Annotated in this window: 23 protein-coding genes and 6 pseudogenes; 15 read left to right on the forward strand and 14 right to left on the reverse strand. The window is 42.1% G+C overall.

Features of this window, described 5'->3' with window-relative positions; translation table 11 throughout:
- Position 1 precedes the first annotated feature (1 nt).
- The 5 genes from OCV44_RS21665 (at position 2) to OCV44_RS21685 (ending at position 8,123) form a co-directional block, all read left to right on the forward strand.
- Entirely contained in the window at positions 2-5,269 is a 5,268-nt protein-coding gene (locus OCV44_RS21665) for a non-ribosomal peptide synthetase (protein WP_139686067.1), read from the forward strand.
- Positions 5,270-5,416: 147 nt separating this feature from the next.
- Positions 5,417-6,193, forward strand: a complete 777-nt coding sequence (locus OCV44_RS21670; RefSeq protein WP_170213756.1) for an AzlC family ABC transporter permease — start codon at positions 5,417-5,419, stop codon at positions 6,191-6,193.
- Between the two features lies 1 nt (position 6,194).
- Positions 6,195-6,536, forward strand: a complete 342-nt coding sequence (locus OCV44_RS21675) for an AzlD domain-containing protein (RefSeq protein WP_170213755.1) — start codon at positions 6,195-6,197, stop codon at positions 6,534-6,536.
- A gap of 38 nt (positions 6,537-6,574) precedes the next feature.
- Positions 6,575-7,297, forward strand: coding sequence for a carbon-nitrogen hydrolase family protein (locus tag OCV44_RS21680; RefSeq protein WP_139686065.1), 723 nt, complete (start codon positions 6,575-6,577; stop codon positions 7,295-7,297).
- Positions 7,298-7,373: 76 nt separating this feature from the next.
- Positions 7,374-8,123 (forward strand): 4'-phosphopantetheinyl transferase family protein, encoded by a 750-nt coding sequence (locus OCV44_RS21685; protein WP_139686064.1) that lies wholly within the window; start codon positions 7,374-7,376, stop codon positions 8,121-8,123.
- A 169-nt stretch (positions 8,124-8,292) separates the two neighbouring features.
- On the opposite strand, the pseudogene OCV44_RS21690 reads toward OCV44_RS21685, so the two are convergent.
- The 4 genes and pseudogenes from OCV44_RS21690 to OCV44_RS21705 form a co-directional block, all read right to left on the reverse strand.
- Positions 8,293-8,625, reverse strand: a pseudogene (locus OCV44_RS21690) (transposase); the annotation flags it as partial.
- Between the two features lie 7 nt (positions 8,626-8,632).
- Positions 8,633-9,118, reverse strand: a pseudogene (locus OCV44_RS21695) (IS3 family transposase); the annotation flags it as partial.
- Between the two features lie 146 nt (positions 9,119-9,264).
- Positions 9,265-10,416 (reverse strand): hypothetical protein, encoded by a 1,152-nt coding sequence (locus tag OCV44_RS21700; protein WP_246091869.1) that lies wholly within the window; start codon positions 10,414-10,416, stop codon positions 9,265-9,267.
- 23 nt (positions 10,417-10,439) lie between these two features.
- Positions 10,440-11,030: a recombinase family protein gene (locus tag OCV44_RS21705; protein WP_139686237.1), complete on the reverse strand. Its 591-nt coding sequence runs from the start codon at positions 11,028-11,030 to the stop codon at positions 10,440-10,442.
- 150 nt (positions 11,031-11,180) lie between these two features.
- Between OCV44_RS21705 and OCV44_RS21710 the strand changes: the two genes are divergently transcribed.
- On the forward strand, positions 11,181-14,231 hold the full coding sequence (locus OCV44_RS21710; RefSeq protein ID WP_139686238.1) for a Tn3 family transposase: 3,051 nt from the start codon (positions 11,181-11,183) through the stop codon (positions 14,229-14,231).
- A gap of 39 nt (positions 14,232-14,270) precedes the next feature.
- Here the strand turns inward: OCV44_RS21710 and OCV44_RS21715 are convergent.
- Positions 14,271-14,974: pseudogene (locus tag OCV44_RS21715) on the reverse strand (IS3 family transposase); the annotation flags it as partial.
- Positions 14,975-15,051: 77 nt separating this feature from the next.
- Positions 15,052-15,630: pseudogene (locus OCV44_RS21720) on the reverse strand (IS5 family transposase); the annotation flags it as partial.
- A 271-nt stretch (positions 15,631-15,901) separates the two neighbouring features.
- Here OCV44_RS21720 and OCV44_RS21725 point away from each other — a divergent pair.
- The gene (locus OCV44_RS21725; protein ID WP_139686268.1) at positions 15,902-16,441 is read left to right on the forward strand and encodes a recombinase family protein; all 540 of its coding nucleotides are present in this window, start codon (positions 15,902-15,904) and stop codon (positions 16,439-16,441) included.
- Positions 16,442-16,515: 74 nt separating this feature from the next.
- Here OCV44_RS21725 and OCV44_RS21730 read toward each other — a convergent pair whose 3' ends face one another.
- From OCV44_RS21730 to OCV44_RS21760, 7 genes are read right to left on the reverse strand one after another with little or no spacing between them, the layout of a single operon-like run.
- On the reverse strand, positions 16,516-16,623 hold the full coding sequence (locus OCV44_RS21730) for a type II toxin-antitoxin system YafQ family toxin (RefSeq protein ID WP_261900978.1): 108 nt from the start codon (positions 16,621-16,623) through the stop codon (positions 16,516-16,518).
- A 10-nt stretch (positions 16,624-16,633) separates the two neighbouring features.
- Positions 16,634-16,924 (reverse strand): hypothetical protein, encoded by a 291-nt coding sequence (locus OCV44_RS21735; protein WP_139686267.1) that lies wholly within the window; start codon positions 16,922-16,924, stop codon positions 16,634-16,636.
- A 2-nt stretch (positions 16,925-16,926) separates the two neighbouring features.
- Complete coding sequence (locus tag OCV44_RS21740; protein WP_139686266.1) at positions 16,927-17,217, reverse strand: hypothetical protein; 291 nt, start codon at positions 17,215-17,217, stop codon at positions 16,927-16,929.
- A 4-nt stretch (positions 17,218-17,221) separates the two neighbouring features.
- Positions 17,222-17,482 carry a hypothetical protein gene (locus OCV44_RS21745; protein ID WP_241813085.1) on the reverse strand — a complete coding sequence of 87 codons (261 nt, stop codon included), beginning with the start codon at positions 17,480-17,482 and terminating at the stop codon, positions 17,222-17,224.
- A gap of 13 nt (positions 17,483-17,495) precedes the next feature.
- The gene (locus tag OCV44_RS21750; protein WP_136987397.1) at positions 17,496-17,678 is read right to left on the reverse strand and encodes a hypothetical protein; all 183 of its coding nucleotides are present in this window, start codon (positions 17,676-17,678) and stop codon (positions 17,496-17,498) included.
- Positions 17,679-17,695: 17 nt separating this feature from the next.
- Positions 17,696-18,064, reverse strand: a complete 369-nt coding sequence (locus OCV44_RS21755) for a helix-turn-helix domain-containing protein (RefSeq protein ID WP_019824620.1) — start codon at positions 18,062-18,064, stop codon at positions 17,696-17,698.
- Between the two features lie 11 nt (positions 18,065-18,075).
- Entirely contained in the window at positions 18,076-18,375 is a 300-nt protein-coding gene (locus OCV44_RS21760) for a type II toxin-antitoxin system HigB family toxin (RefSeq protein WP_139686265.1), read from the reverse strand.
- Between the two features lie 855 nt (positions 18,376-19,230).
- Here OCV44_RS21760 and OCV44_RS21765 point away from each other — a divergent pair.
- The 7 genes and pseudogenes from OCV44_RS21765 to OCV44_RS21795 form a co-directional block, all read left to right on the forward strand.
- Positions 19,231-19,509: a hypothetical protein gene (locus OCV44_RS21765; RefSeq protein ID WP_139686263.1), complete on the forward strand. Its 279-nt coding sequence runs from the start codon at positions 19,231-19,233 to the stop codon at positions 19,507-19,509.
- 240 nt (positions 19,510-19,749) lie between these two features.
- Positions 19,750-20,532, forward strand: a complete 783-nt coding sequence (locus OCV44_RS21770; protein ID WP_017108533.1) for a ParA family protein — start codon at positions 19,750-19,752, stop codon at positions 20,530-20,532.
- The gene (locus OCV44_RS21775) at positions 20,522-20,962 is read left to right on the forward strand and encodes a hypothetical protein (RefSeq protein ID WP_139686298.1); all 441 of its coding nucleotides are present in this window, start codon (positions 20,522-20,524) and stop codon (positions 20,960-20,962) included. Before OCV44_RS21770 ends, OCV44_RS21775 begins: the two co-directional genes overlap by 11 nt.
- 236 nt (positions 20,963-21,198) lie before the next feature.
- Entirely contained in the window at positions 21,199-21,477 is a 279-nt protein-coding gene (locus tag OCV44_RS21780) for a hypothetical protein (RefSeq protein WP_017097000.1), read from the forward strand.
- 107 nt (positions 21,478-21,584) lie between these two features.
- Positions 21,585-21,947 carry a hypothetical protein gene (locus OCV44_RS21785; RefSeq protein WP_017097001.1) on the forward strand — a complete coding sequence of 121 codons (363 nt, stop codon included), beginning with the start codon at positions 21,585-21,587 and terminating at the stop codon, positions 21,945-21,947.
- A gap of 567 nt (positions 21,948-22,514) precedes the next feature.
- Positions 22,515-22,718 carry a hypothetical protein gene (locus OCV44_RS21790; RefSeq protein ID WP_017108529.1) on the forward strand — a complete coding sequence of 68 codons (204 nt, stop codon included), beginning with the start codon at positions 22,515-22,517 and terminating at the stop codon, positions 22,716-22,718.
- A 118-nt stretch (positions 22,719-22,836) separates the two neighbouring features.
- A pseudogene (locus OCV44_RS21795) lies at positions 22,837-23,253 on the forward strand (ArdC-like ssDNA-binding domain-containing protein); the annotation flags it as partial.
- Positions 23,254-23,260: 7 nt separating this feature from the next.
- Here OCV44_RS21795 and OCV44_RS21800 read toward each other — a convergent pair.
- A protein-coding gene (locus OCV44_RS21800; RefSeq protein ID WP_249631935.1) for an IS3 family transposase occupies positions 23,261-24,438 on the reverse strand; the annotation gives its coding sequence in 2 pieces (ribosomal slippage) (positions 23,261-24,180 and positions 24,180-24,438; 1,179 coding nt in all).
- A 77-nt stretch (positions 24,439-24,515) separates the two neighbouring features.
- On the opposite strand from OCV44_RS21800, the pseudogene OCV44_RS21805 reads away from it, so the two are divergent.
- Positions 24,516-25,007, forward strand: a pseudogene (locus tag OCV44_RS21805) (ArdC family protein); the annotation flags it as partial.
- Positions 25,008-25,131: the final 124 nt, after the last annotated feature.

Here is a 25,131-nt window from a genome sequence, read left to right on the forward strand (position 1 = left end):
CATGCAGTCTATTGAAACCAAAGGACAATTAAAGGTTGCGGCCGCACAACGGCCAGAGCACGGGAAATACTGGCGCAGCCTATTGGCGGAACCAGTGGAGAAAAACCTGTTTCACCCAGATAGAGTGAAACCTTCGGGGGGGCTAAATCAGCGCTATGTACATACACTAGGCACAAAGGTAAGTCAGCGCCTACATAAGTTAAGCGGGGGAAAAACTGCGACACGTCAAGTAGTCATGCTAGCGGCTTTAGCGGAATTGTTACGTCGCTACACTGGGTGCAAAACGGCCTGTATTGGCCAGCCCCTGCAAGCGGAGCAGACTAGTCTGTCCGACTATTTGGCGATGCGCATCCATGCCCCATTGGACGCAAGTTTTAAGCAGCTACTGGGAGCAGCACGAGACGCCATGCTCGCGGGACTTGAATTCTGCGACTATCCATTGGCGGTGTTGGCTGATGAGTTTGGTCTGGAAGCAGAAAAGGGCGGCAATCCCTTTTTCGATGTAGCCTTGGAAGCGCTAGAGACGGCTAACGATTCAGTATCCAGTCAATTACAGTGTCCTGTGCTTATTAGCCATTTCGTTGCAGCCGAGCAAGGAAAATTTACGATTTCCTATGACGACGGCCTGTTTGATGCAGACAGTATTCAACGTATTGCTGAACACTTTGAAAAGTTATTGCTAGAGCTGTCAAGCGCGCCTGACGAAGAAGTCGCGGCAGCCTCTATCATCACGCAAGCAGACGACGCGTTGCTGCAGAAGGTCAATGCGACCGATCGGGAATATCGCCAAGACGTCAGAATCGAAACAGTATTTGCTGAACAAGTCACACAGACGCCAGATACAATGGCAGTGGTCTGCGCCCAAGATGAGCTTACCTATGCGCAGTTAAATGATGCGGTGAACTCCCTAGCGGCAAAACTGACAGCAGTTGGCGTAGAGGAGGACCAATTGGTGGCGGTGGCAGCCGAGCGCTCGACGCAGATGATCGTGGCGATCCTAGCAATTTTAAGAGCTGGGGGCGCATATTTGCCGATAGACCCAGGTTATCCGGCAAATCGAATACAATATGTTCTGGAAAACAGTGGAGCCAACGTCATTCTGACTCATCGTAATCTGCTGCAGTTGGAAACATCAGACTATACTGTCATCGATATTGACGCGAAAGCGCTGAAGACAGAGCAAACTGCATCACTGGCACCCGTCGGCAGCGCGGAAAACCTTGCCTACGCCATTTACACCTCAGGCTCTACTGGTAAACCCAAAGGCGTTTTGATCGAACATCACTCCGTCATCAACCGGATCGCATGGATGCAGAACGCCTACCCATTAACATCAGAGGACGTCATTCTGCAGAAAACACCGATTTCATTCGATGTATCCGTGTGGGAGTTGTTCTGGTGGTTCTTTACTGGCTCTCGCGTCTGCATGCTAGAGCCAGGTGGTGAACGCGAACCAGAAAAAATCGTGGCGGCGATAGAAAAGCACAAGGTCACGACAATGCACTTTGTACCTTCCATGCTGAACGCCTTCCTGGATTATGTGGAATCCACCCAGGCAGTCCACCGCTTAAGGTCTCTGTGCAAAGTATTTACCTCTGGCGAAGCGTTGACTCTGCATCAGGCGGAGCGTTTCAAGAAGCTGCTGCATGAAGCTAATGGGACACGCCTCATCAACTTGTATGGGCCGACTGAAGCTACGGTGGACGTTACTCATTTTGACTGCACGGCCAAAGCCACACTTGACAAGGTCACTATCGGAAGCCCCATTGATAACACTCAGATTCATATAGTAGATAAACAATTTCGACGTCTGCCTATTGGTGTTCCCGGTGAACTTTGCATTGCTGGTGTTGGATTGGCGAGGGGCTATCATAAACTATCAGAAATGACGGCAGATCGCTTTGTCACAAATCCTGAAAACGCATCTGAACGCTGGTACAGGACAGGCGATTTGGCGCGCTGGCTTGCCAACGGAGAAATCGAATATCTGGGACGTTTAGATCACCAAGTCAAAGTACGTGGTTTTAGGATTGAGCTGCAAGAGATCGATACGGTCCTACGCTCCCATCCCGCAGTGCGAGACTCCGTCACTCTGGTTCATCAAGCTGCTGGGCTGGACAAGCTGATCACCTACGTCACGGTTAGCAGCGATTCAGATCAAGAGGTCCTGCGTCAACATGTAGCCCAGCAGGTTCCGGCTTACATGGTTCCAGATATGGTTATAGTACTGGAACAAATGCCCCTATCACCTAACGGGAAGTTGGATCGTAAAGCGCTACCCTCGCCGGACAGCTATTTACAGACCGCGGATTTTATCGCACCCCGTAACCGTACCGAGGAAATCTTGGCAGGCATTTGGTGCGAAGTTCTTCAGTTGCCTCGCGTTGGCGTATACGATAACTTTTTTGCTATTGGTGGAAACTCGATTCATTTCGTAACCGTTCTCGCCAAGGCCAGAACATTCGATCTGGAATTCACCTTCCAGCAGTTGTTCGCCAACCCTACAATAGCGACATTGGCGCAGGTGATGGAAGACGAGAAAGGTGAGCTTCAGCAGCACCGCTTTGAAACATTTGAGCTGCTCAGCGAGCGAGACCGCCAGCGTCTACCGAAAGGTATTGAAGATGCTTATCCGTTGTCCATGTTGCAGGCGGGGTTGATATTCCAAAACGAACTCACTTTCGGCACGGCCCAATATCACGACATTATAAGCTACATCATCGAAAGCCCGATCAATCTGGAGGTGTTCAAGCGCGCGGCTGACATACTGGTCAATCGTAATCCTATCTTCCGAACCAGTTACCACCTAAATGGGTTCGACGAGTACATTCAAATGGTGAATATTGGCGTGAAAGCGCCGCTTTACTGTCACGACTTGCGGGAAATGAGCGACGAAGAGCAGGAAAAATGGCATCACAACTGGCTGGCGGAAGAAAAAGCTTATCGATTTGAGTGGAATCAACCCGGCCTAGTTCGGCTCCATGTGCATGTTCTGCGCGACAACATGTACCGCTATGTACTCAGTCAGCATAACTCCGCTCTCGACGGATGGAGCATCACGCTAGTCCATACGCAATTATTCCGCATTTACAACACGCTGATGCAGGGCGGGGCCTTTGAGGAACCGCTAGTGGACAATCACATTCGCAACTACATCGGCCTAGAAGCCCAGTCGTTATGCTCCGACAGTGATAGTGCGTACTGGGATAACGTATTGAACGGTGCAACATACACTCGCCTGCCCAAACTAAACGCCACGCAGCCAGTCTCAGAGCTGTCAGTGCTGTTCCATGAGGTGGAAATCAGCAAGCAGCTATCGGACAGGATCATTGCGCTAGCAGACCTGTTGTCAGTGCCAGTCAAAACACTGTTGATGGCGGCACACCTTAAATTCCTGAGCGTGGTATCTGGCGATGCTGACGTCATGACTGGTTACGAGCACAGCGGCCGTCCTGAAGCGGAAGACGCCACCAAGGCGATCGGACTTTTCCTCAACACTGTACCATTCCGGGTGAATGTCGATGTGGAAACTTGGGCTGACCTAATTCAGCGTGTATATCAAGCGGAAGCGGCATTGTTGCCACACCGTCGTTACCCAATGGCACGCATGAAACAGGACATAGGCACTCAGGAACCACTGTTCGACACCGCTTTCAACTACACCCATTTCTACCTGTTGAAAGAACTCAAAGAAATGCCTGAGTTCAACCTACTGGATGTACGAGCGAACTCAGAGACAGAATTCGCGATTAGAGCCGAGTTCTGCCGCCACTTCTTCACTGATGATGTGAAACTCAGCCTTCACTATCACGAGCACGCCTTCACGGCGGAGCAGGTGGAGAACTTCGCGCAATACTATCTCACTATCTTTGAGAGCATGACTCAGGACCACAAGGCGGACCCTAGACGCCAGCCCATTCTGACACAACAGGAGCTGGCGGTTATTGCAGAGCAGAGCACTACCATTCCATTGAATCTGGTACAACGACCAGAATTAGATAGTAAGGATGTGGGCGTTTACATCCTAGGAGAATCGGGACGTTTTCTCCCAGAGGGAGCGATCGGCGATCTGTACTTTGTCAACGCTACGGTAGACGGGTTGGAAACGGATGTTAACCCAGTCCTGAATGGCCAGAGATTGCGAGCCTCTCAATTGAAAGGACGTTACCTTCAGGATGGCGACGTTGAAATTGTCAACGAAGAGACGACGCTGATTTTCCGAAAGCCTGAGTTGCGTCAAGACCAAACCGTCAACGCAGCAGCAGCGCAGCAGGCTCCTCTAGATGCTGTGGAGACACGCATCGCTGCGGCTTGGGCACAGGCGCTCAAGATTTCCCAAGAGAATATCGGACGCAACGATAACTTCTTTGACTTGGGAGGCAACTCTCTGGCAGCAATGAAAGTCACGATCATGCTTGAAGGATTGGTTTCTTTGGTGGATCTCATGCGCAACTCCACTCTCGCACCACTGGCCGATGTGGCCAGAAAGAAAATGCCCGTCGACGGGGCTGACCTATTGGTGTCACTCATCCCAGATCGGCAATCAGCGCAAGTCACTCTGGTGTGTTTCCCATATGCAGGTGGCAACGCTATCAACTTCAAGCCATTCGCCGAACGTCTTGCAGAGATGAATGCCGATATACAGGTTTTCGCTGTGGAGCCCCCAGGGCATAACCTAAGTAATAGCGATGAACCACTGCTATCCGTCGAGCAGTTGGCGAAAAAGGCGGCTGAGGAAATCAACGCCAATATCAGTGGCGACGTGTTCATCTGGGGACACTGCGTCGGCAGCGCCGCCGCTTTGGCCACCGCTGGACTACTGGGAGAAGGTGTCGCGGGTGTATTTATCGGCGGCAAGCTACTACCAGACGCGGCACGCTCCCGCAGCCTTGCAGACGAGCTAGAATCCATGTCAATGAAGGACGTTGAAGAATGGCTGGTGACTCAGACTGGTTATGGTGTTCTGAATACCCTGTCCGAGCCTCAACTGACGCAACTGGTGAAAACCTTCCGTCACGATGCTTGCGGCGCCAATCGCTACCTTGCTGATATAACGGAAAACGGGATACCTATGTCACTGCCTCTGATGATGGTGGCTGCGCAAGACGATCCCCTTACGCCACAGTATAAAGAGCAGTATGTGGAATGGAGCAAAATTTGTAAAACTGTAACGCTGGTTGAACTGACTAAAGGAGGGCACTACTTCTGTAGGACTAATCCTGAAGAAACTGCAAACGTAGTCAGCGAGCTAATGCAATCAAGAAAGTAATATCAGTCTCCCCCCCTACTCAGGGGGGCGTTTTATTTGTAATTCAGGAACAAAGCGTAAAGTCGAGCATTTCTGATTGTGTAAATAAATTAAGCTTGTCTAGTTATTATTAGTCCTGAAAAAATGTTAGTTAAGGAACCCTTTATTATGAGAAATTTGTCCGAAAAATCCGATGAGGTAGCGAGTCTGCCACCACATATTGAATCAAAACAACAACACTTTATAGACGGTGTAACAGCTATGTTTCCGTTTATTCTTTCAGCCATACCAATGGCGATGATTGCAGGGGCGCTAGGCATAACCAGTGGGCTGACTAGCCTGCAAACTCTTCTGTTGGCAATGCTTGCAAACTCAGGAACTATTCAGTTTGTCGTTTATATGATGTTGCAGGAGTCTGCGAGCTGGACTGTAGTTCTGCTCACAGTACTTACCCTAAGCCTTCGAATGATGATCTACAGTATTGTGTTACGAGATAAAGTCTATGATATTTCCCCCGGATGGAAACTAGTGATGGGTTTTGGATTGATCGATGCGTTGTTCTTTATTTGGATTGAAAGGTTCAAAGATAAAGAAGCGACGGTGATGGCCCGTCAATGGTTCTATCTAGGAGGATCATTTTCTATTTATATTGTCTGGACGATCGCTACGATTATTGGGATTTTTGCTGGCTCCGTTATTGTTGAATGGGCTGGTTCAGGCGTTGACTTTCCAATGACGGCTTTGTTTGTTGCTATGTTAGCGTCTTGCTTAGTTGATAGAAAATCATACTGTATTGTTACTGTCGCAGGCCTGACTGCAATACTGGCTCATCAAGTGCCATACGGACTGAGTACTATTTTGGGAACCGTTGCAGGTGTTGGCGCCGGGGTGTTGTATGACCGATTAGTTTCTGTGAAACGTGTAGACCATGTGGAGGTGAATTGAGGTGGAAACATATATTCTAATTGCATTGATAGCTGTATGTGCATTTTTGCCCCGTTATTTGCCATGGGTTGTTTTGGCAGGGAGACCTTTGCCTCATAAGGTGGATAATATTCTTCGTATGACGCCAGCTGCGGTTATAGCAGCGCTCGTTTTTCCTACCGTGTTATTCATTGAGAATGAAGTTTCGGTGAGTTTATTGGTACACCCTTACTTTTTAGCATCATTGGCAACACTTATTTTTATGTTGTTATCTAAACGACTGATACTTTCAAGCACATTAGGTGTGATTTTATTTATATTTCTAAACTTATACCTAGATCTAATTGTACGTACGTTTGAATAATTATTCTTAACTGAAAATTTCTGAAATAGGTAATATATATGATTAAAGAAAAGAAAAGTGTTAGAGTTGCTGTCGCACAGTTCAGAGCAATTAGGGGAAATATTGATAGAAACAGTAGTGAACATCTAAAGCTGATCAAATCCGCTTCGGAGAAAGATGTCGATATAATTGTGTTTCCAGAACTTTCTTTAACCGGGTATGAGCCAGATATGTCCAACTCTCTAAAAGTATCAAGCGCTACTGTTCAGAATATGAATTTTAATAAAGTATCTGAAAAATTCGATATTACTATTGTTGTTGGCGCTCCCGTAGATGATGGACACGGTTTGCCAAAGCTGGGGGCTATTATTTTTAGTCCTGGTAAAGAACCAATTTTGGCAAGTAAAATAAATCTGCACAGCCATGAGCTCGATTACTTTAGTCCTGGAAAAAGTAAACATACATTTACCATAAAGGGTGTGGTGTTTGGTTTGGCTATTTGTGCCGATGCACTTAATGAATCTCATATTTCAAGCTTAAGAGAGTCAGGGGTGGATTGTTGTTTAGCTCCATCGCTAATAACTGAAAATGGTTATGATAATGATGTGGAAATCTTAAGAAATTACGCTGATAAATATAGATTTAGTATCGCTGTTTCTAACTACATTGGTAAATCAGGAGTTTTTTTTTCGACAGGAAAAAGTATGATTATAAATCAAAAACATCAAATCCAATCTCAAGCATCTATAAATGAAGTTGGTTTTATTTGGTCTGACATATAACGATTTTTTATTGTCTTTTAATTGAAAGTAAGTAACATCCTTTCTCTACGGTGTGTTTAAATTTAATTGGATATTTATGTTACCCGGTTTTTTTTTCTATAAAAAGTTATATTTGAACACACCATTTGTGAAAGATTGTTCACTTTTTTACAATGAACGTAATGGACAGATTCTAACAGCTTTGAAGTTTTCACAAGCGAAGTACTCACTAGCCTTGTACAACACCCTGGATGTTTCTATACCAAAAGTCATTTTAAAGTCAATAAAGGAGCGTCAAGCAGAGTTTTTAGCTGGTAGATTGTCTGCTAAGTTTGCGTTAAAAAATCTAACAGGTCATAAGCATTATTGTTTTGATGTAGGAGTTGGAGAGTTTCGTCAACCTCTCTGGCCTACCAATATAGTTGGCTCCATTAGTCATACTAGTGATACCGCTTTAGCTATTGTCTCCAAAAAAAGCATAGAGAAAACCTCGATAGGAATTGATATCGAAAATATTTGTCCAATGAATATTGTAGATGAAGTTTCAAGTCATGTTTTTGATATGAATGAAAATACACTACTCAAAAATTATGGCTACTCTGAGTCTCAGGTATTTTCTTTAATTTTTTCTGCGAAGGAGAGCATTTTTAAATCGTTATTTAGCCACGTTAATGAGTATTTTGGTTTTGAGAAGGCTAAGTTGAAGTCTGTAGATATCAAGAAATATGAAATGACATTTTATTTAAATGAGGACTTTGCTTTACGTTACCAAATACCAATTAAGCAAACTGTTTCATTCAGCGTCTATAGTGAATATGTGATTACATACTCTCATATATCTAAATAGCTGTTTCGAGGGTTTTGTCGCAAGCATTACTCAATGCTTTATGATTGCAGAACTTTTTCCTACGTAGCGATCGCATGACCATCAAATTCACAGGCCGTCATTTTCCTTCCGAGATGGCGTTGTTGATCAAATCAGCTTGAAGGTTAACGACGCCATATGTGACTCACCGTTAGCTTCGTACAGGCATGCCTAGTCCTATGACTTTGTTTATAGCGTTGACATTCGCCATGATTTCACCCACTTGAGCGTTGTAACACCTCAAGCTCAATTTACCGCTGGTTAGTCCTTTATATCGAGACATTGCGGTCTCAGATATTGAGCGATAGTGATAACCAGACTCGGGTTTCCCCTCCGCTATTGTTCCGTTTTTCAGAGCCTCTACAGCTTCATTTCTGGGATGCCCATCTTCCCAAAACGCTGCATTCTTTCGAGGTGGTATCAACGGAGTACAACCTTTATTATTCAGAGTATTGTGGCAACTTTTTGTGTCATATGCTCCATTGTAGTGGTCAAGTAAAACTGGCCACAGTTTTATAAGGGAACCAAAACTGTCGTTCCGACTCATTTGGTGTTAATCCACCATTGTATTGATGTGGACGATGCTGGTTGTAATAACCAACCAAATAATCCGTTATTGCTTTCTGTGCCTCTGTAAAACTTCTATAGCCATTCTTTGGTACCCATTCCGTTTTTAAACTTCTGAACACTCGCTCCATAGGACTATTATCCCAACAGTTCCCTCGACGACTCATACTTTGAGTGATTCGATATCTCCATAGCAACTGACGATATTTTTTACTCGTATAGTGGCAACCTTGATCCGAGTGGAACATTACACCAGACGGCCTTCCGCGGCTCTCATTGGCCATGGTCAGCGCCTTGCCAGTCAATACACTATCTGGTGAGTTAGACATTGCCCAACCGATGACTTTTCGTGCGAACAAGTCAATAACAACGGCTAGATAAGACCATCTCTCCCCCGTCCAGATAGGGGTTGTAAGCCGGAACCCGCCAAAATTTTGCTAAATCATTTCATATAGGGGGTCTACGCCGGAACCGCCGAAATTTCCGACATAGGATTGTAAGAATGTGAGTCATTTGATTGGTATGGGAATTAAGTTTTTCTATCTACCTATACACTCTAATACCATTGATATGAAGGGCGAAAGGACAAGGATTTCAAGTACTTATTCAGTTGCTTGATACTATCAAGCTTTCCTATTCGTTTTTGGAGTGCCGTAATCGAATCTTCAGCCATAACAATATGCTCTTGCATTTTTGCCTGCGTCTTTTTTTTACTCGTTGCTGAAAACTCTTTCCAAACTATAGATTTAAAGCCTTGATTATTGAAAATGTCACGGTGGGTACGGTTCAGTTCTCTTATTCTCATTTCAAGAAGGTGCTCCATTCTTAACAGAGTAGTTTCATCAAGAAGGCAGTCCGCACCGGGGACATACTTCGTAAACATCCTAACCAAGGTCATGACATCGTTGTCTCGTTTGGCAACGGCAAGAGTCTGCATCAAACGATGTTTTTCTTCTTTTTTCAACGGATCTGTTTCTTTATCTGGGTGAATCACACTAGCAATACGCTTGTACATCTTATTGAGTTGAGTCCCCCTAAACATCTCCTTAATGTTTAGTGCGTCATCTTCTTCACTGTCAAAATAGTCAAACTCAAAGTCATGCCATTCATCTTCACGTTGCTCCCACTCAGACGTTGCTTCAGCGTGGTGTTCAAAGAAAGCCGCACTGATCGAATCTATCAAAGACTCAAGGTTAAATCGATTACCCGATGCCAATGTTTCACGTATTTTCTTATGAGGAAGGTCTATATCTTCCCCTAACATAGCCTTCATAGCACTTTCAAATTCGCTGCATGCAGTATCAAGTGCCTTTTGCTTTTCTTTTCTAAACACCTTGTCATGATAAGCGTCGTACTCCGCACTCAATGCATGAACCTCGTCCATGTTATAAAAGAAGGGAAGTTGGTAAAAATCACTCAACTCATGTTCAATTACCTTCATTAAGCGACTCTGGGTGTCTTTCTTCAATTCTTTTGCTGTCAGAAAAGAAAGAAGGTGTTTCACCCAAGCACACCGCGTACTACCAAGCTTTTTATCATAGGGATCTAATACTTTGTTGTACTCTAAAAAAAGCAGGTCGACCTTGCGCTCAGCTTTTTCATTACGAAGCTCATTTTTTTCTATTTTCTTCCAAAGTTCAGATAGATAGTTTGCTTGTATATCTGAACCATCGCTTAAACTGAAAGTCGGTACTGTTATCTCTGTCATTGTTCTGTTCTAGTTATCTAATATCAAGTTATGTTATCAACCTTCCGCCTGCGAGCCAACGTCCGATAGACGGTTGGGCGCGAGATTGAGAACAGTTCAGCTAGGTCACTGATAGAATACTTACCAGTACAATGCATTTTGTATAGCTCTTTTTGTTGCCTATCTGAAAGCTTTGGCTGCTTACCTTTGAGTTTCCCTTTCGCTCGTGCTATTGCCATCCCTTCTTTCGTTCGCAACCGAATAAGATCGCCTTCAAATTCCGCGAAGGTGGCTAGTATATTGAAGAACATTTTTCCCATTGGGTCTTTCGGATCGTAGATACTGGCACCCAAGGCCAGCTTTACGCCTCTGTTTTGTAGTGTGTCAGCAATCTCACGTGCGTCGGGCACCGAACGCGCCAGACGATCAAGCTTGGGAACAACCAGCGTATCACCACAACGCACGGCGGCCAGTGCCAGCTCCAGCCCTGGTCTTTGTCTATTTGAACCACTTAGCCCTTTATCTATATAAATTCTGTCCGATGATACCCCGAGTTTTATCAATGTTTCCTGCTGCACAGTCAAATCCTGTTGTTCTGTAGAGCAACGAGCATATCCAATCTTGATTTTAGTCATATTACCGTACGTTTAGGGGGGGCTGAAAGAGATTGATATCGTACCAGCTATATGAGACAACTTCAGCTTAATAAATAGGGGCATTGTCTGGGTCGAATTAACTGTCCGCTCAACGATCCTCTTACGGACAGATTTAATGTGAGGTCAACGGTGAACTCTAAGCATAAAGATAAAAGCAAAAGGCTTTCGATCCTAACTGATGCGGAAAAATTTGCTTTGTACAGTTTGCCTGATTTTGACGAGGGCCAACAACTGGAATTTTTATCTCTCCAAGCAAAAGAGTTAGCACTGGCAAGCAATCGTCCAAATATACAATCCCAAATTTATTGCATATTACAAATTGGTTACTTTAAGGCTAAACACGCTTTCTTTAATTTCACCCTTACTGATATAGAAAGTGACTTTAATTTTGTCATTCATCGTTATTTCCGAAATGAATCTTTCTCAGAGACAACAATATCAACACATGAGTATTATATTCAACGTCAGATGATTGCGGAGTATTTTGGCTACAGTCAATGGTCAGCTTCAGTGAGTCCAAAACTCGAGACACTCGCGACACAACTTGTTCGTCGAGACATTACTCCTGGATTTGTAGCCACAGAGTTTATCTGTTGGCTAAATGATAAGAAAATTATTCGGCCGAGATACTCCACACTTCAAAAAATCATTAGCAAAGCGCTATCGAAAGAGCGGCAAAGGTTAGCAAAAATTCTTAGATCGGCACTAACAGATAAAACCAAAACTGAATTGAATACGCTTTTAGTTAAAGACGATACGCTATCAGTTTTAGCCGTCTTAAAACAGGAAGCGAAAAACTTTCGTTGGCGGCAAATGAACAATGAGAGATATAAGCACGGTCAGCTAACCTCCTTGTACCAAGAAGCTTGCCAGCTGTTACCTACACTCGGGGTCTCCCAACAAAACTTGTTGCATTTTGCTAGTTTAGTTAATTTTTATACCGTTTATGATTTGCGTAATCTGAAGCAAGAACAAACTTGGCTGTATCTAATGTGCTATGTTTGGCTTCGCTATCGACAACTATCAGATAACCTCGTTAGTGCTATGATGTGGCACATGAAACAGACGGAAGAACGTTGTAAAAATGAAGCAAGGAAAACTTTTGAAGAATGTGCATTAAAACGCCAACAAGAAACCAACAAAGTTGGTCGACTCCTGTCTCTATTTGTTGATGAAACTGTAACTGATATTATCCCGTTTGGTGATGTGCGTCAGAAAGCTTGGAAGATAATGCCTAAAGATGCCTTGCAAGAGGCTGCAACTCGAATGCGAGTAAAGCCTCTTAGCCGCATGGCTCATCGTTGGGAAGCTATTGACATTCAAGTCACACATATTCGTCGTAATCTGCGTCCTTTATTTTGCACTCTGAATTTTTCAAGTATTACGCCAAATTGCCCCTGGTTAGCTGCACTGGCATGGATAAAAAATATATTTTCCAGAAAATTACAGCTGTCACAGCGACCATTGTGTGAGTGTCCAAGTGCGACACTTCCAGCAAGACTAAGGGTCTGGCTGGTAAACCAAGGCTCTGATGGTCAATCAGAACAACTTAATGCTGGTCGTTACGAGTTTTGGTTATATCGGCAAATCAGAAAGCGATTGGAATCCGGTGACATTTATCTTGATGATAGTTTACAGCACCGTCATCTTTCCGATGAGTTAGTTTCGGTAAAAGAAAAGGAAAAAGTGTTAACTCAAATGGATATCCCTTTCCTCCGAACTCCAATCACTCAGCAATTAAAAGCTTTAACTGACGAACTGCATAGCCAATGGACTTCTTTCAATAAAGAGTTGAAGAAAGGTAAGTTGACCCATTTAGCTTTTGATCATGAAAACCAAAAACTCAGTTGGCGTAAGTTCGATACAATTGGTCAGAATGATCGCGTGGTCGAATTTTATTCTAAACTCCCGTTTTGCGAACTAACGGATGTTTTTAGATTTGTTGATAGTGAATGCCATTTCCTGTCAGCTTTGACACCATTGCAACCTCTTTATATGAAAAATAGCGCGAATCAAGATAACTTAATGGCCGTAATAATTGCGCAGGCAATGAATCATGGGAATCTCACAATGTCACGAACCAGTGATATTCCTTATCACGTGTTAAAGGATACTTATGCTCAATATTTACGGCTATCTTCATTAAAAGCAGCATGTGACAGTATTAGTGAAAAAATAAAAGAGCTTCCCATTTTCCCGTATTATTCTCTTGAACTTGGGGAGTTGTATGGAGCGGTTGATGGACAAAAACTCGGCGTAGAACACCCGACAATAAAAGCTCGATCCTCAAAGAAATATTTTGGTTTGGGTAAAGGGGTCGTTGCCTATACTCTTCTGTGTAATCACATTCCATTGAACGGTTATCTGATCGGAGCTCATGAATATGAAGCACATCATGTGTTTGATATTTGGTACAGAAATACCAGTACGATTGTCCCCACAACCATTACTGGAGATATGCATAGCATCAATAGAGCAAACTTCGCAATTCTTCATTGGTTTGGCTTGAAGTTTGAGCCGCGATTTACTTCAGTAGAGGGCATATTAAAAGAATTGTACTGCCCCGAAGACCCTGAACATTATAAAAACTATTTAATTCGCCCAGTAGGCCAGATAAATCAAAGTCTTATCATCGATGAAAAAGCACATCTAGATCAAATAGTCGCTACATTAGGATTGAAGGAGATTACTCAGGGTGCATTGGTTCGAAAATTATGCACCTATTCATCAGAAAACAAGACGAGATTAGCATTATTTGAGTTTGATAAGTTAATTCGTAGTATTTATATACTCAAATACCTTCGAGATCCCCAGATAGCTAAAAACACTCACCGCTCTCAGAATCGCATTGAATCTTGGCATCAACTTCGTTCAGCGATAGCACAGATTGGAGGCAAAAAAGAATTGATAGGACGTAACGATATTGAACTGGAAATCAGTAATCAGTGCGGTCGTTTACTCAGTAGCATAATTATTTATTACAACTCAGCTTTATTGTCGCGAGTATTGAAAAAATGTGAAAAAACAAGCACCAAACATGAACTTGAGCTACTAAGTCGAATCTCACCAGTAGCATGGCAACATATATTTTTGAATGGACATTACACATTTGTAAGCCAAGGTAAGGAGCTTGATTTAGATACGATACTTGAGGGAATAACATTCCCGTCGAGGCAATGATCATCCCCGCAAAATTTTGGCGGGTTCCGGCTTACAACCCCAGATATAAGTCACATCGCCGCACCAGACTTGATTCGGCTCAGTCACCGCGAACTGACGATTTAACCGGTTAGGTATATGAACATGTTCCTGCTGTGTTTTTTTGTACGTATGTTTTGCTAGCTGGCAACTGACTAAGTCTAGTTCTTTCATGAACTTACTTGCTCGGTAACGGCTAAGTCGAATACCTCTTGCTGTGACTATGTCAGCAATGGTTCTCGCTCCAGCGGAACCATTGCTCAGCTCATAAGATCGGCGAACTTCGGCACGAACAAGCACATGCTCTGACGACAGAGATTTATCTCTATTTGCCCAATAACGATAACTACTGCGATGAACCCCGAACACTTCGCAAAGCCGTTTCACAGCATAACTCTTCTTGAGTTTCTCGATCATCGAGAACCGTTCAGGGAGTCTGACATCAAGAGAGCCGTAGCCTTTTTTAGAATTTCCTTTTCTTCTTCAATGCGTTTGATTTTCTTTTTAAGGTCACGAATTTCTCTTTGCTCTGGAGTGAGTGGTGATGAATTTGGTGTCTTACCAGCTCTTTCAGCTTTGAGTTGCCTTACCCAGCTTTCTAACGTAGTTTTTCCAATCCCCATTGCTTCGCAGGTTTCTTTATAGGAACGTCCCTGGTCAAGCACTAGCTGAGCGCATTCAAGTTTAAATTCTGGGTTAAAAGTGCGTCTTTCACGCTTAGTCATAATGTCACCTGTTTTAGTATCGAGATGATCATACATCACCTCTTAATCAGGTGGCCAAATTAACTATGCCACTACACATCGGCAGATATAGCATCGATCTTTCTACGTAAAGGGTTGAGTAACGTTGGCAGCACTTCGCTATCACCAACATTTACCAGGCTGACCTCGGCACTAATGGCTTTATGGGTATCTACATCAACGGCTAAGTGCAGCTTGCGCCATGTTCTACGTTTTTCGGCACCGTGCTTCTTCACCTTCCACTCCCCCTCGCCAAAGACTTTGAGACCAGTCGATTCAATGGCTATATGACGAATAGCCCTTTTAGATTTATTACGATATTTCACCTGGACTGTCTTCGAGCGTTTACTGATACAGGTGTAGTCTGGGGACGTCAGTGGAACATCCAATAACTCAAAGATAGAGTCGATAAAACCTTGAAGAGCACGCAATGGTAATGAGAATACTCCTTTAATCATCAAGGCAGTTTCAATCGCTGTATCAGAGTACTGAAAGCCTCTACCACGCTTACCATGATGGGTTTTGCATCGCCATGCATCTACGGCTGTATCATCTATCCAGAGCGTAACCGAGCCCCGTTTGCTCAAAGCCTTATTGTACTCCGCCCAGTTAGTTATCTTCTTTTTTGCCTTACCCATGTCACCACCGCTCTAACCATCATAAAGGATCAGATCTCAAGACTCGAAAAAGGTTCAACTGATTTAGGCAACAACGCCTACTTTGGTTTATTCATTGCTGCAATGATTAATTTTTGAGTTTCCGCTTCAGTCAAGCGACTGTTCATAAAGGTGTAACTTTGTGAACATTATCTTTCACCCATCTCAATACTGTCCAATTAGTCTTTAAAATAACATATGAACATGTACACTAATGTTTGATTATCTTAATGTTCACTTTTAGGCTCTTTTCATGAAAATTGGCTATGCCCGTGTCAGCACTCAAGACCAAACGCTCGATGTTCAACTTGAACAGCTTAAACGTATTGGTTGTGACAAAATTTACCAAGAGCAAGCGAGCGGTAAATCCTCTGATAGAAAACAGCTTAACCTGTTGCTAGATTTTGCAAGGGAGGGAGATATTATTCATGTTACCAAAGTCGACCGCATTGCTCGAAATACCATAGATGCTTTGCAAATTGCTGATCAACTAGCGCAAAAGAAAGCTGGTTTGGTCTTTCATGATTTGGGCGATTTAGACATTAATAGCGATGTAGGTCGAGTCATTTACACGACCATATCGGCGTTTGCTGAAATGGAAAGAAAACGAATATTACAGCGCTGTAATGAGGGTAGGGAGCGTGCACGCTCTGAAGGGAGGCACCTTGGCCGATTTCCTGACAAGATGCTTCACCAACGCATTCAAGAGCTTACAGAACAAGGAATGAACAAGCATGCAATCAGTAAAGAGTTAGGGTGTAGTCGGACAACTGTGTATAAAGTATTAGGTTGAAGAGCTAGCATCAACTGGAAGAGCTGAGTAAATATTAGTTCGTATAAAATTTATCTGCGTGGAGTTGATTAATTTTATCCAAAGAGTTCTGAGTGAGAACAACAACGAACTAATATCAACTCTTGTTTATCCCAATCCACATCCCAGATAAGTAAAAAATCTGGCTGAATATGACACTCCATGTGCGGCTTCCTAATCTTGCTGGTCACCGAAAACCACGCTGACAGCGTTTAGATATTCTTCTGGTGAAACGTTGATAAGTAGTACAGCGTTAAAATCATTACCTCGAACGTAGCACTTTTCATGTACGTCATGGCGCATGTTTTGAGGATAGTCATTGCGGTACTTAGTAAAGACACCGCTAACTTTTTGACGGCCAAGACCAAACGCTTTAGAAACGTCTACAGATGTAATACGGCCATCTTTAGATAACTTGGCATCAATGAACTTGTAAACTGCTTGGTCTAGTAGTGGTCGAGACACGGTTACTCTCCTTTGTTTAAATCAACGTCATGAGCGTTGTCATTCAACCACTGATTTTCTGGCACACTTGCTAAAAAAGCTGTGACTCGTTCATATTCGTCTGGAGTGAAATGAATCGAGGTTTTATCATATTGCAGCAAACAGATAATATGCCCATCTTCCTCCCAACGCTTCAGTTGGTAATCGGCATCGTGAGACAAATCGAGACTCATTCCACCACCATGAAACTGCATCGCATAGCCAGTTAGATATACACTTGTTCCGTAACGTGTTTCTAGTGTTAGCGGTATCATGATTCTACCCCCTAATGAATGGAACGGTTGAAAGGCCGTTGTTGAGTAGCCAGTTTTTGATTTCGTCTTGGGTTAAGTGAGGCTCTACAATAGCCCAACGGAAGCCTTGTTTAGACCACTTACCGCCAGCCCCCTTGAATTCAACTTCGTCAACATAGACAACAACGATTTCGTTACCATCGGCTGTTTTTTGTGGATAGCGTTCGATATTATCACTGGTGCGAATCGTCAAACTCTCGTTATACATATAAGTATCTGTAATCACGTTCTATACCCTCTTATTCTAGATACTGAGTGATCATTTCAATTTCTTGACTAACATCAACAAGTGCTTGCGCATCCGAGTTGATAACTTCAAGCTGAGTTTGATCTCTTGCTTTTCGCTCAAGGCCGTGTTTTATAGATTTGATAAACTTCTCAGCTTCTTCTAGCTTTTCAATGAGTTTGCTATCTTTTGACATTTTTTATAAATCCCTCTTTACTTAATCAGTTGATATTCTTTCACAAGGCTATCCAATGGGATTCTAAGCCCATCGTGTAGCTTGCGAATCATTGAGATAGATAAACGTCTTTGACGGCTCAGAATCTCCGTAACACGGCTGCGCTGACCAAGGAAAGGTACAAGGTCTTTATCCTCTAAGCCTTGCTGCTCCATACGGAACTTGATTGCTTCGATTGGGTCAGGTGGTGCAATTGGATAATTAGCTTCTTCAAATGCCTCAATTAGAGTTGCAAGCACTTCTAACTCATCACCCTCTAGTGTGTTTGGTTCAGCATCCCAAAGCTGCTCGATACGCGCTAAAGCAGCGCGGTTATCATCTGCTGTTTTGATTGGTTTAATTTGCATATCTGCCTCTTCTAAACGGTTTTCGCATCAACTTTGTCATAGTCTGCATGTGTGCCAATAAAGCGAATATATACCATCGAAAATTTGTAATTAATCGCGGTGATCAGTCGATACTTATTGCCGTGAACGTTGAACACAACGCGATTATTGCCAACGAAAGACGCATTTCGGTACAGTGCCTTTATGTCTTGGGGCGTTTGCCAATTTGCGTGTTTGGCTTCGTCAAACCATGCCATTAGTGGCTGTTTAGAATCAGCGTAATTAGGCTGTTCCCAAAACTCTCTTAAAGTTGCTCTTGATAAAATTCGCATACATCCCCTTTACTATATTTCCCATTATGGGAAATTAACAATAAACAGTCAAGTGCTACTTTCCCAAAAAGGGAAAATGAATAAAATCATAAACCTAACAGAGTTATAAAGCCAGTTGCGCAGCTTGGCATAATTGAGTTTCTGAAATGTCGATGTACCCCAAACTCATTGACGGTTCAGAATGCCTAATGTAATCAACCAGTTAAAAACGTCATTCTCAGATGCTGGGCCTAATGAGGTTGTAAAGATCGCATTTGCTTTAAGCAAGAATGTACTTGAGAAAAAGTTGAAACAATTAACCGATCTTTGAGGGAAGCGGACATGGTTACAGGTAAAGGTAAGTCTATGTTTTTATTCGTAAAGAAAACATACCTTTTCAAGGCAGGATTACGACACATCGAGGAAAGGCCGCTAGTAATTGTCGGTCAGATTGGAACGGGAACTGGTGCGCTTTCAATGGCTATTGCAGGACAAATTAGATCTACCGTAATGTTTACAGTGGTTTTTTTATGACTAAATCATAGATACAAAAAAAGCAGCTTTTATAGCTGCTTTCTCATAATACTAGCCCTGTAACCCGAGACTTGGAGAAAGGTCTCACCCGACATAATCACTCTCTTAACTATGGGGTTCTTACGCAGCTTAATGGTAGAGAGACCAAGCTGTTTCACGCTTTCAAATAAATAATACTACATTGATCAAGATTGGTTAAGCTTAGTAATAATTTCCTACTCCTCAAGATGATCGGTTTTCTCTATTGTTCTCCGATAAAACGGATCATCTAATAGCTTCTTATTCATTGCAGCAATGGATAGTGGTGGTATTCTTTAATCATTGCAACAATGGATAAGACTTATGACTAGATTTAGTGCTGTTCAAAAAGAGATTTTAACTATTTTGGCTAAAGCCTTTATTGGTGGAGTTAAAGAAGCAAAATCTACAGATGTAAATGCTCTGGTAAATATGAACCTCAAAAAAGACATTCATCCAAATAACTTCCGTACATCCTGCAAAACTCTGGAGGAACGAGAGTTGATACAAAGGCGTAAAGAGGAATTTGATTGGTTTATTAACATCGCTCCCGATGGCTTTGAAAAAGCCTTGGAGTGGATTAATGAAAGCCAGAAGTACTGAGCGAGCATTATAAAGGGGTTCTACACCGGAACCCCATAAATAGTATTATTGTCGTATACATCCAATGGTATACATTTATAATGTATACCATTGGATGTATATTTTAATGATACTTCTTGCTTGGTTTGAGATGGTTGTATATCATGCATCTATACAGTTTGTATTTTTGCAAAATATCTCAATTGTTATACATTTTAAATGTATAACAATTGAGATATTGATTAAGTATACGAGGTTTCTATGAGAGTGATTACAATCGCAGGTCGTAAAGGTGGTATAAAAAAAACCACTACTACAGTCAATACTGCTTATGAGCTATCGCAAAAAGGAAAGCGAGTTCTGGTTATTGATTTTGATGGCCAAGGGGACGCGACGAGTTTTTATCGTAGAGATAAAACGGAGTTCTACATAGCTGATGTTTTGTTAGATCGTAAGTTTGATATAAATAAAGCTATTTATCCCGCACTCATTAAAGGAGTAGAGCAAGATAAATTGTTCATTATTCCCGCTCGTGGGGGAGATGTTATGTCTAAGTTGAACATGGATATGGTTAGTTTACCGAAACGTGAAGAGCGTTTGCTAAGGCATTTAGATTTAGTGAAAGACAAATTTGATTTTGTGTTAATTGATACGAGTCCAGAAACTAGTATTTTATCTATGAATGCGGTTATAGCTGCTGATGAGTTTATTTTTCCAACAACGTTTACAGATCGCAGCTTTGAAGGGATCGATGTTCTAATTGAACATATACAAGATGCTAAATTTATCGATGAAGATGAGATCGATTATCTAATTTTACCGGTTGGTATCGATAAACGAGTTAAGTCCACATATGCATATGGGCGTGAATATTTGGCTGAACGTTTTCCACATAATATAGCTCAAACTACTGTTTGGCATCGTCAATCTGATTTTGAGAATGCAGAACTAGACCACGTTCCTGTCTCGGTCTACAAGTCGAGTAGTGCTACTGCTATGTATTACAAAAATTTTGCTAAAGAGGTTATCGATAATGAGTGCTGAATTTGAATCACTATCTTCACAAGAACAATTGAAATATTTAATTAATCTTGAAGAAAAAGGGGATAGATTAAAACCTAAACAAAGAGCTTTGAAGAGCCGTTTAGAAAAAGAGCTTCAACCTAGCACATCGATGCCGGAAAAAAGTGAAGTTAAAACAAACCTATTTGGTAAGGTTTCGACTTCTGCTGTTAATCCTAAAGCGGTTAGATTTTTACAAAAAGAACGAGATCTCTTAACCGAACGAACTAATTCATTAAATACCAAAAATCCACATGCGGTGGTAGAGCGTTTAGGGAGCTTAAAAGCGGTTAACGATACAAGTCTTATTCGAGCTGCGGTTCTGGCGTTGGTCGATATGGACGATAACACCTTGATTGAATACATAAAACAAACCCAATTAAACATGATTGGAAGTGGTAATAAATTATAAGTATTTATCTAGTATACATTTAATGATATACATTTATGTTCTGGTTTTTATGAATAATAGTATGAAGATGAGCACCTTTTATTGCTTGAATACTAAACATTTGTAATACTGTGTTTACTGCATATCGCATGTAGTGGGCTATTTTATAGCGACAACCAGTTTATCTGGTTCACTAACCAATTTAATCTCATAGGGAATCGTCCCTATGGGCGCTTCTCCTGAGTAAGGAGACTATAATGGATAAAGAGATGGAAACCGTACAGATTCCTGCTGATAAGTTAGTCGATGCATTGCTTCATATGAAGCAATTTGAGCATCACTACGCGACTCAGGAATCGGTTGATAATCTTAAAGAATCAGTTCGAGAGTTAAAGTCTGATACTAATAAGCGTTTTGACCAGGTCGATAAACGCTTTGATAAGTTAGAAGGTAAGTTAGATCGCTTACAGTGGTTTATCTTAGCTTCCGTTCTTACTCTTTTTTTTAAAGAACAGATTTTTTCTTTGTTCATCTAAACTAACCTCAATATTCATAGCGGAACTACTCCGTGTCTATGCCAGTTTGTCTGGCTTAGGCCAAACGAATTAGCAATTTTAATTATTAATTCAATGTGGGGAAGACTATGAACACTTCATCAATTGCATGTGCTTTAGACTTTATATTTGAATCAAAACCATCAAAATTAACAACACATTATCACATGAAATTAGGGGCTTATCTCTCCTTTGCGTATGATGATGTTTACATTTGGTGTTGTGTTAATGAAGCTTGGATAGAAAGTTCGATTGATATTCAAGATGCATTAACTTTTAACTTTGAGGAAATGACATCCAATGGCTTATCCTGTATCGGGAAATCCCTTTGCATTTGTGGCGGTGATGCTTTGATTAATTTGAGTCGTAGTGGCGTTTTTACTGCTGAATGTAAAAGTTGTAACTTTTCTGTTGAGTTGGCTGAAAATGACGCTTTAGCTTGTATAAAGTAAACTAACCTATCTGAATAGCGGATCACCGCTGCTAACGCCATTTCGTATGGCATTAGCCAGCGAATTAGGCGCACCCTAATGTGAGGTCTTCTATGCACTAATCAATTAAAAATGCCGATATAGAGTACGTATTGAAAGACATGTACTTTGCGACCATATCGCAGACTTACATTAATTTCACTCGTGCCATCGACTTACTTTTCACTAGATACACAAGTAGTTCTACTTGCGTTACTTCTAGCCATGAAAAGCAAGTAAAAGCGTTCAACACACCAATCAAAACAAAAAATGCGACACTGGCTTTTACGTTACACGTATGCGGCTTATATGCTCGTCATGCGAAAAAGCGGGGTGATAAGTCCACGGTGCGTTTGTGTGAAAATTGCGCGAAATGTATCGAAGACCATTTACCTGGTTGTGACGAACAAAAAGCCATCTCAACTGTGTTAATGCAATTGAGAGAGGAACCGTCCATTCTTTAACCTAGCGGGCTACTCCGCGCTAATGTCATTCGCTTGGCATTGGCCAGCGAATTATTCATATAAATCTAATAATTCAGGATCAGTTATGCTAACCAACCAAGAAATCGCCATTAAGCAAGGTGCATTTGATATACCGGGCTTTCATGAATCTGTAAAAAGAGATTTTGACGCAGGTTTGATTACGCTAGAAGAGGCGGCTAGGGAGTTTTGTAAAGCTAATTGGACGCCATATATAAATATGGCATACACAAAAAAACACCTTGGCATTGAAGATCAAACTGCTTGTTAAGTTTATAAAAAATCATAGAAGTTGAGGTAAAAGCTCTTAGGGCTTTTATTGATACGTCCAACCATACGGGAAATTACTCCCGTATGGGGGTAGTTTTTCTCATAGAGTGAGAAAAATCATGACGAAATCTACTAAGAAAACAGTAAGCAAAACACCACGCGATTTTCATCAAGAGGTGACTAATCAAATTATCGAAGCGCTAGAGGCTGGAGTGAAACCTTGGGCTTGTCCTTGGGATGTGACTCAGTCCGATGGTCTACCTTATAACTTTTCAACAGGTAACACGTATTCAGGAATAAATGTGATGTTGCTTTGGATGAGTGCTCAAATGAATCAATTTAGCTCGAATCAATGGCTAACTTTCAAGCAAGCATTAGATCTTGGGGGGAACGTTATTAAAGGTGAAAAGGGGACGCATATTACTTTTTACAAGTCTTTGGAAAAAGAAAAGACAGTGAATGGTAAAGAGAAAATCGAAACAATTCCTATGTTGAAAACGTTTGTTGTTTTCAACTTGGATCAGATTGAGGGGATTGTAGTGGTCAAGTAAAACTGGCCACAGTTTTATAAGGGAACCAAAACTGTCGTTCCGACTCATTTGGTGTTAATCCACCATTGTATTGATGTGGACGATGCTGGTTGTAATAACCAACCAAATAATCCGTTATTGCTTTCTGTGCCTCTGTAAAACTTCTATAGCCATTCTTTGGTACCCATTCCGTTTTTAAACTTCTGAACACTCGCTCCATAGGACTATTATCCCAACAGTTCCCTCGACGACTCATACTTTGAGTGATTCGATATCTCCATAGCAACTGACGATATTTTTTACTCGTATAGTGGCAACCTTGATCCGAGTGGAACATTACACCAGACGGCCTTCCGCGGCTCTCATTGGCCATGGTCAGCGCCTTGCCAGTCAATACACTATCTGGTGAGTTAGACATTGCCCAACCGATGACTTTTCGTGCGAACAAGTCAATAACAACGGCTAGATAAGACCATCTCTCCCCCGTCCAGATATAAGTCACATCGCCACACCAGACTTGATTCGGCTCAGTCACCGCGAACTGACGATTTAACCGGTTAGGTATATGAACATGTTCCTGCTGTGTTTTTTTGTACGTATGTTTTGCTAGCTGGCAACTGACTAAGTCTAGTTCTTTCATGAACTTACTTGCTCGGTAACGGCTAAGTCGAATACCTCTTGCTGTGACTATGTCAGCAATGGTTCTCGCTCCAGCGGAACCATTGCTCAGCTCATAAGATCGGCGAACTTCGGCACGAACAAGCACATGCTCTGACGACAGAGATTTATCTCTATTTGCCCAATAACGATAACTACTGCGATGAACCCCGAACACTTCGCAAAGCCGTTTCACAGCATAACTCTTCTTGAGTTTCTCGATCATCGAGAACCGTTCAGGGAGTCTGACATCAAGAGAGCCGTAGCCTTTTTTAGAATTTCCTTTTCTTCTTCAATGCGTTTGATTTTCTTTTTAAGGTCACGAATTTCTCTTTGCTCTGGAGTGAGTGGTGATGAATTTGGTGTCTTACCAGCTCTTTCAGCTTTGAGTTGCCTTACCCAGCTTTCTAACGTAGTTTTTCCAATCCCCATTGCTTCGCAGGTTTCTTTATAGGAACGTCCCTGGTCAAGCACTAGCTGAGCGCATTCAAGTTTAAATTCTGGGTTAAAAGTGCGTCTTTCACGCTTAGTCATAATGTCACCTGTTTTAGTATCGAGATGATCATACATCACCTCTTAATCAGGTGGCCAAATTAACTATGCCACTACAGATCACCAAACCAGAGCCTAAAACGGTTCTGAGAGGTGAGCTTAATTTGAGGGAGGATGTGGAGGATTTCTTTAAAGCGACGGGAGCAACCATCAACTACGTCGGTCAGAAAGCTTTCTTTCGACCATCGACGGATGAGATTGTTATCCCTGAGCGTGAACGCTTTGAATCAACCGCGAACCTTTACGCTACCGTGATGCACGAATTGACGCATTGGACGGGACACAAATCTCGACTTAATCGCACAAAGGGAAGCAAGTTCGGTGATAAAGATTACGCGTTTGAGGAGCTCGTTGCAGAACTCGGGTCGGCTTTTTTAATGGCAGATTTTGGGATTGTAGGCGATGTTCAACATGAATCTTACATTGCGAATTGGCTTGAGGTTTTAAAAAATGATAAACGATTCATTTTTAAGGCGGCGAGTCAGGCATCAAAAGCGTTTACTCATTTGAAAGAGTACGTTGAAGATGAAAATCAATTAAAAGCAGCATAAATTCAATTTGTTACTTAAATAAATGACATTATTAAATCTATACTCATTAAAATGCCCAATAGTTCGCTATTGGGTTTTTTTATGCTTCACTGTAATACTTGAAGGTAAGGAATCTCAATGATTC

Origin of the sequence: Vibrio tasmaniensis (assembly GCF_024347635.1) — a bacterium.
Taxonomy (GTDB): Bacteria; Pseudomonadota; Gammaproteobacteria; order Enterobacterales; family Vibrionaceae; genus Vibrio; species Vibrio tasmaniensis.

Excerpts from the sequence above, each read along its gene's own strand:
- OCV44_RS21665 (WP_139686067.1), top strand. The coding sequence starts at position 2 with ATGCAGTCTATTGAAACCAAAGGACAATTAAAGGTTGCGGCCGCACAA.
- OCV44_RS21670 (WP_170213756.1), top strand. The coding sequence starts at position 5,417 with ATGAGAAATTTGTCCGAAAAATCCGATGAGGTAGCGAGTCTGCCACCA.
- OCV44_RS21680 (WP_139686065.1), top strand. The coding sequence starts at position 6,575 with ATGATTAAAGAAAAGAAAAGTGTTAGAGTTGCTGTCGCACAGTTCAGA.
- OCV44_RS21685 (WP_139686064.1), top strand. The coding sequence starts at position 7,374 with ATGTTACCCGGTTTTTTTTTCTATAAAAAGTTATATTTGAACACACCA.
- OCV44_RS21700 (WP_246091869.1), bottom strand. The coding sequence starts at position 10,416 with ATGACAGAGATAACAGTACCGACTTTCAGTTTAAGCGATGGTTCAGAT.
- OCV44_RS21705 (WP_139686237.1), bottom strand. The coding sequence starts at position 11,030 with ATGACTAAAATCAAGATTGGATATGCTCGTTGCTCTACAGAACAACAG.
- OCV44_RS21725 (WP_139686268.1), top strand. The coding sequence starts at position 15,902 with ATGAAAATTGGCTATGCCCGTGTCAGCACTCAAGACCAAACGCTCGAT.
- OCV44_RS21730 (WP_261900978.1), bottom strand. The coding sequence starts at position 16,623 with ATGGAGTGTCATATTCAGCCAGATTTTTTACTTATCTGGGATGTGGAT.
- OCV44_RS21740 (WP_139686266.1), bottom strand. The coding sequence starts at position 17,217 with ATGATACCGCTAACACTAGAAACACGTTACGGAACAAGTGTATATCTA.
- OCV44_RS21750 (WP_136987397.1), bottom strand. The coding sequence starts at position 17,678 with ATGTCAAAAGATAGCAAACTCATTGAAAAGCTAGAAGAAGCTGAGAAG.
- OCV44_RS21755 (WP_019824620.1), bottom strand. The coding sequence starts at position 18,064 with ATGCAAATTAAACCAATCAAAACAGCAGATGATAACCGCGCTGCTTTA.
- OCV44_RS21760 (WP_139686265.1), bottom strand. The coding sequence starts at position 18,375 with ATGCGAATTTTATCAAGAGCAACTTTAAGAGAGTTTTGGGAACAGCCT.
- OCV44_RS21765 (WP_139686263.1), top strand. The coding sequence starts at position 19,231 with ATGACTAGATTTAGTGCTGTTCAAAAAGAGATTTTAACTATTTTGGCT.
- OCV44_RS21770 (WP_017108533.1), top strand. The coding sequence starts at position 19,750 with ATGAGAGTGATTACAATCGCAGGTCGTAAAGGTGGTATAAAAAAAACC.
- OCV44_RS21775 (WP_139686298.1), top strand. The coding sequence starts at position 20,522 with ATGAGTGCTGAATTTGAATCACTATCTTCACAAGAACAATTGAAATAT.
- OCV44_RS21780 (WP_017097000.1), top strand. The coding sequence starts at position 21,199 with ATGGATAAAGAGATGGAAACCGTACAGATTCCTGCTGATAAGTTAGTC.
- OCV44_RS21785 (WP_017097001.1), top strand. The coding sequence starts at position 21,585 with ATGAACACTTCATCAATTGCATGTGCTTTAGACTTTATATTTGAATCA.
- OCV44_RS21790 (WP_017108529.1), top strand. The coding sequence starts at position 22,515 with ATGCTAACCAACCAAGAAATCGCCATTAAGCAAGGTGCATTTGATATA.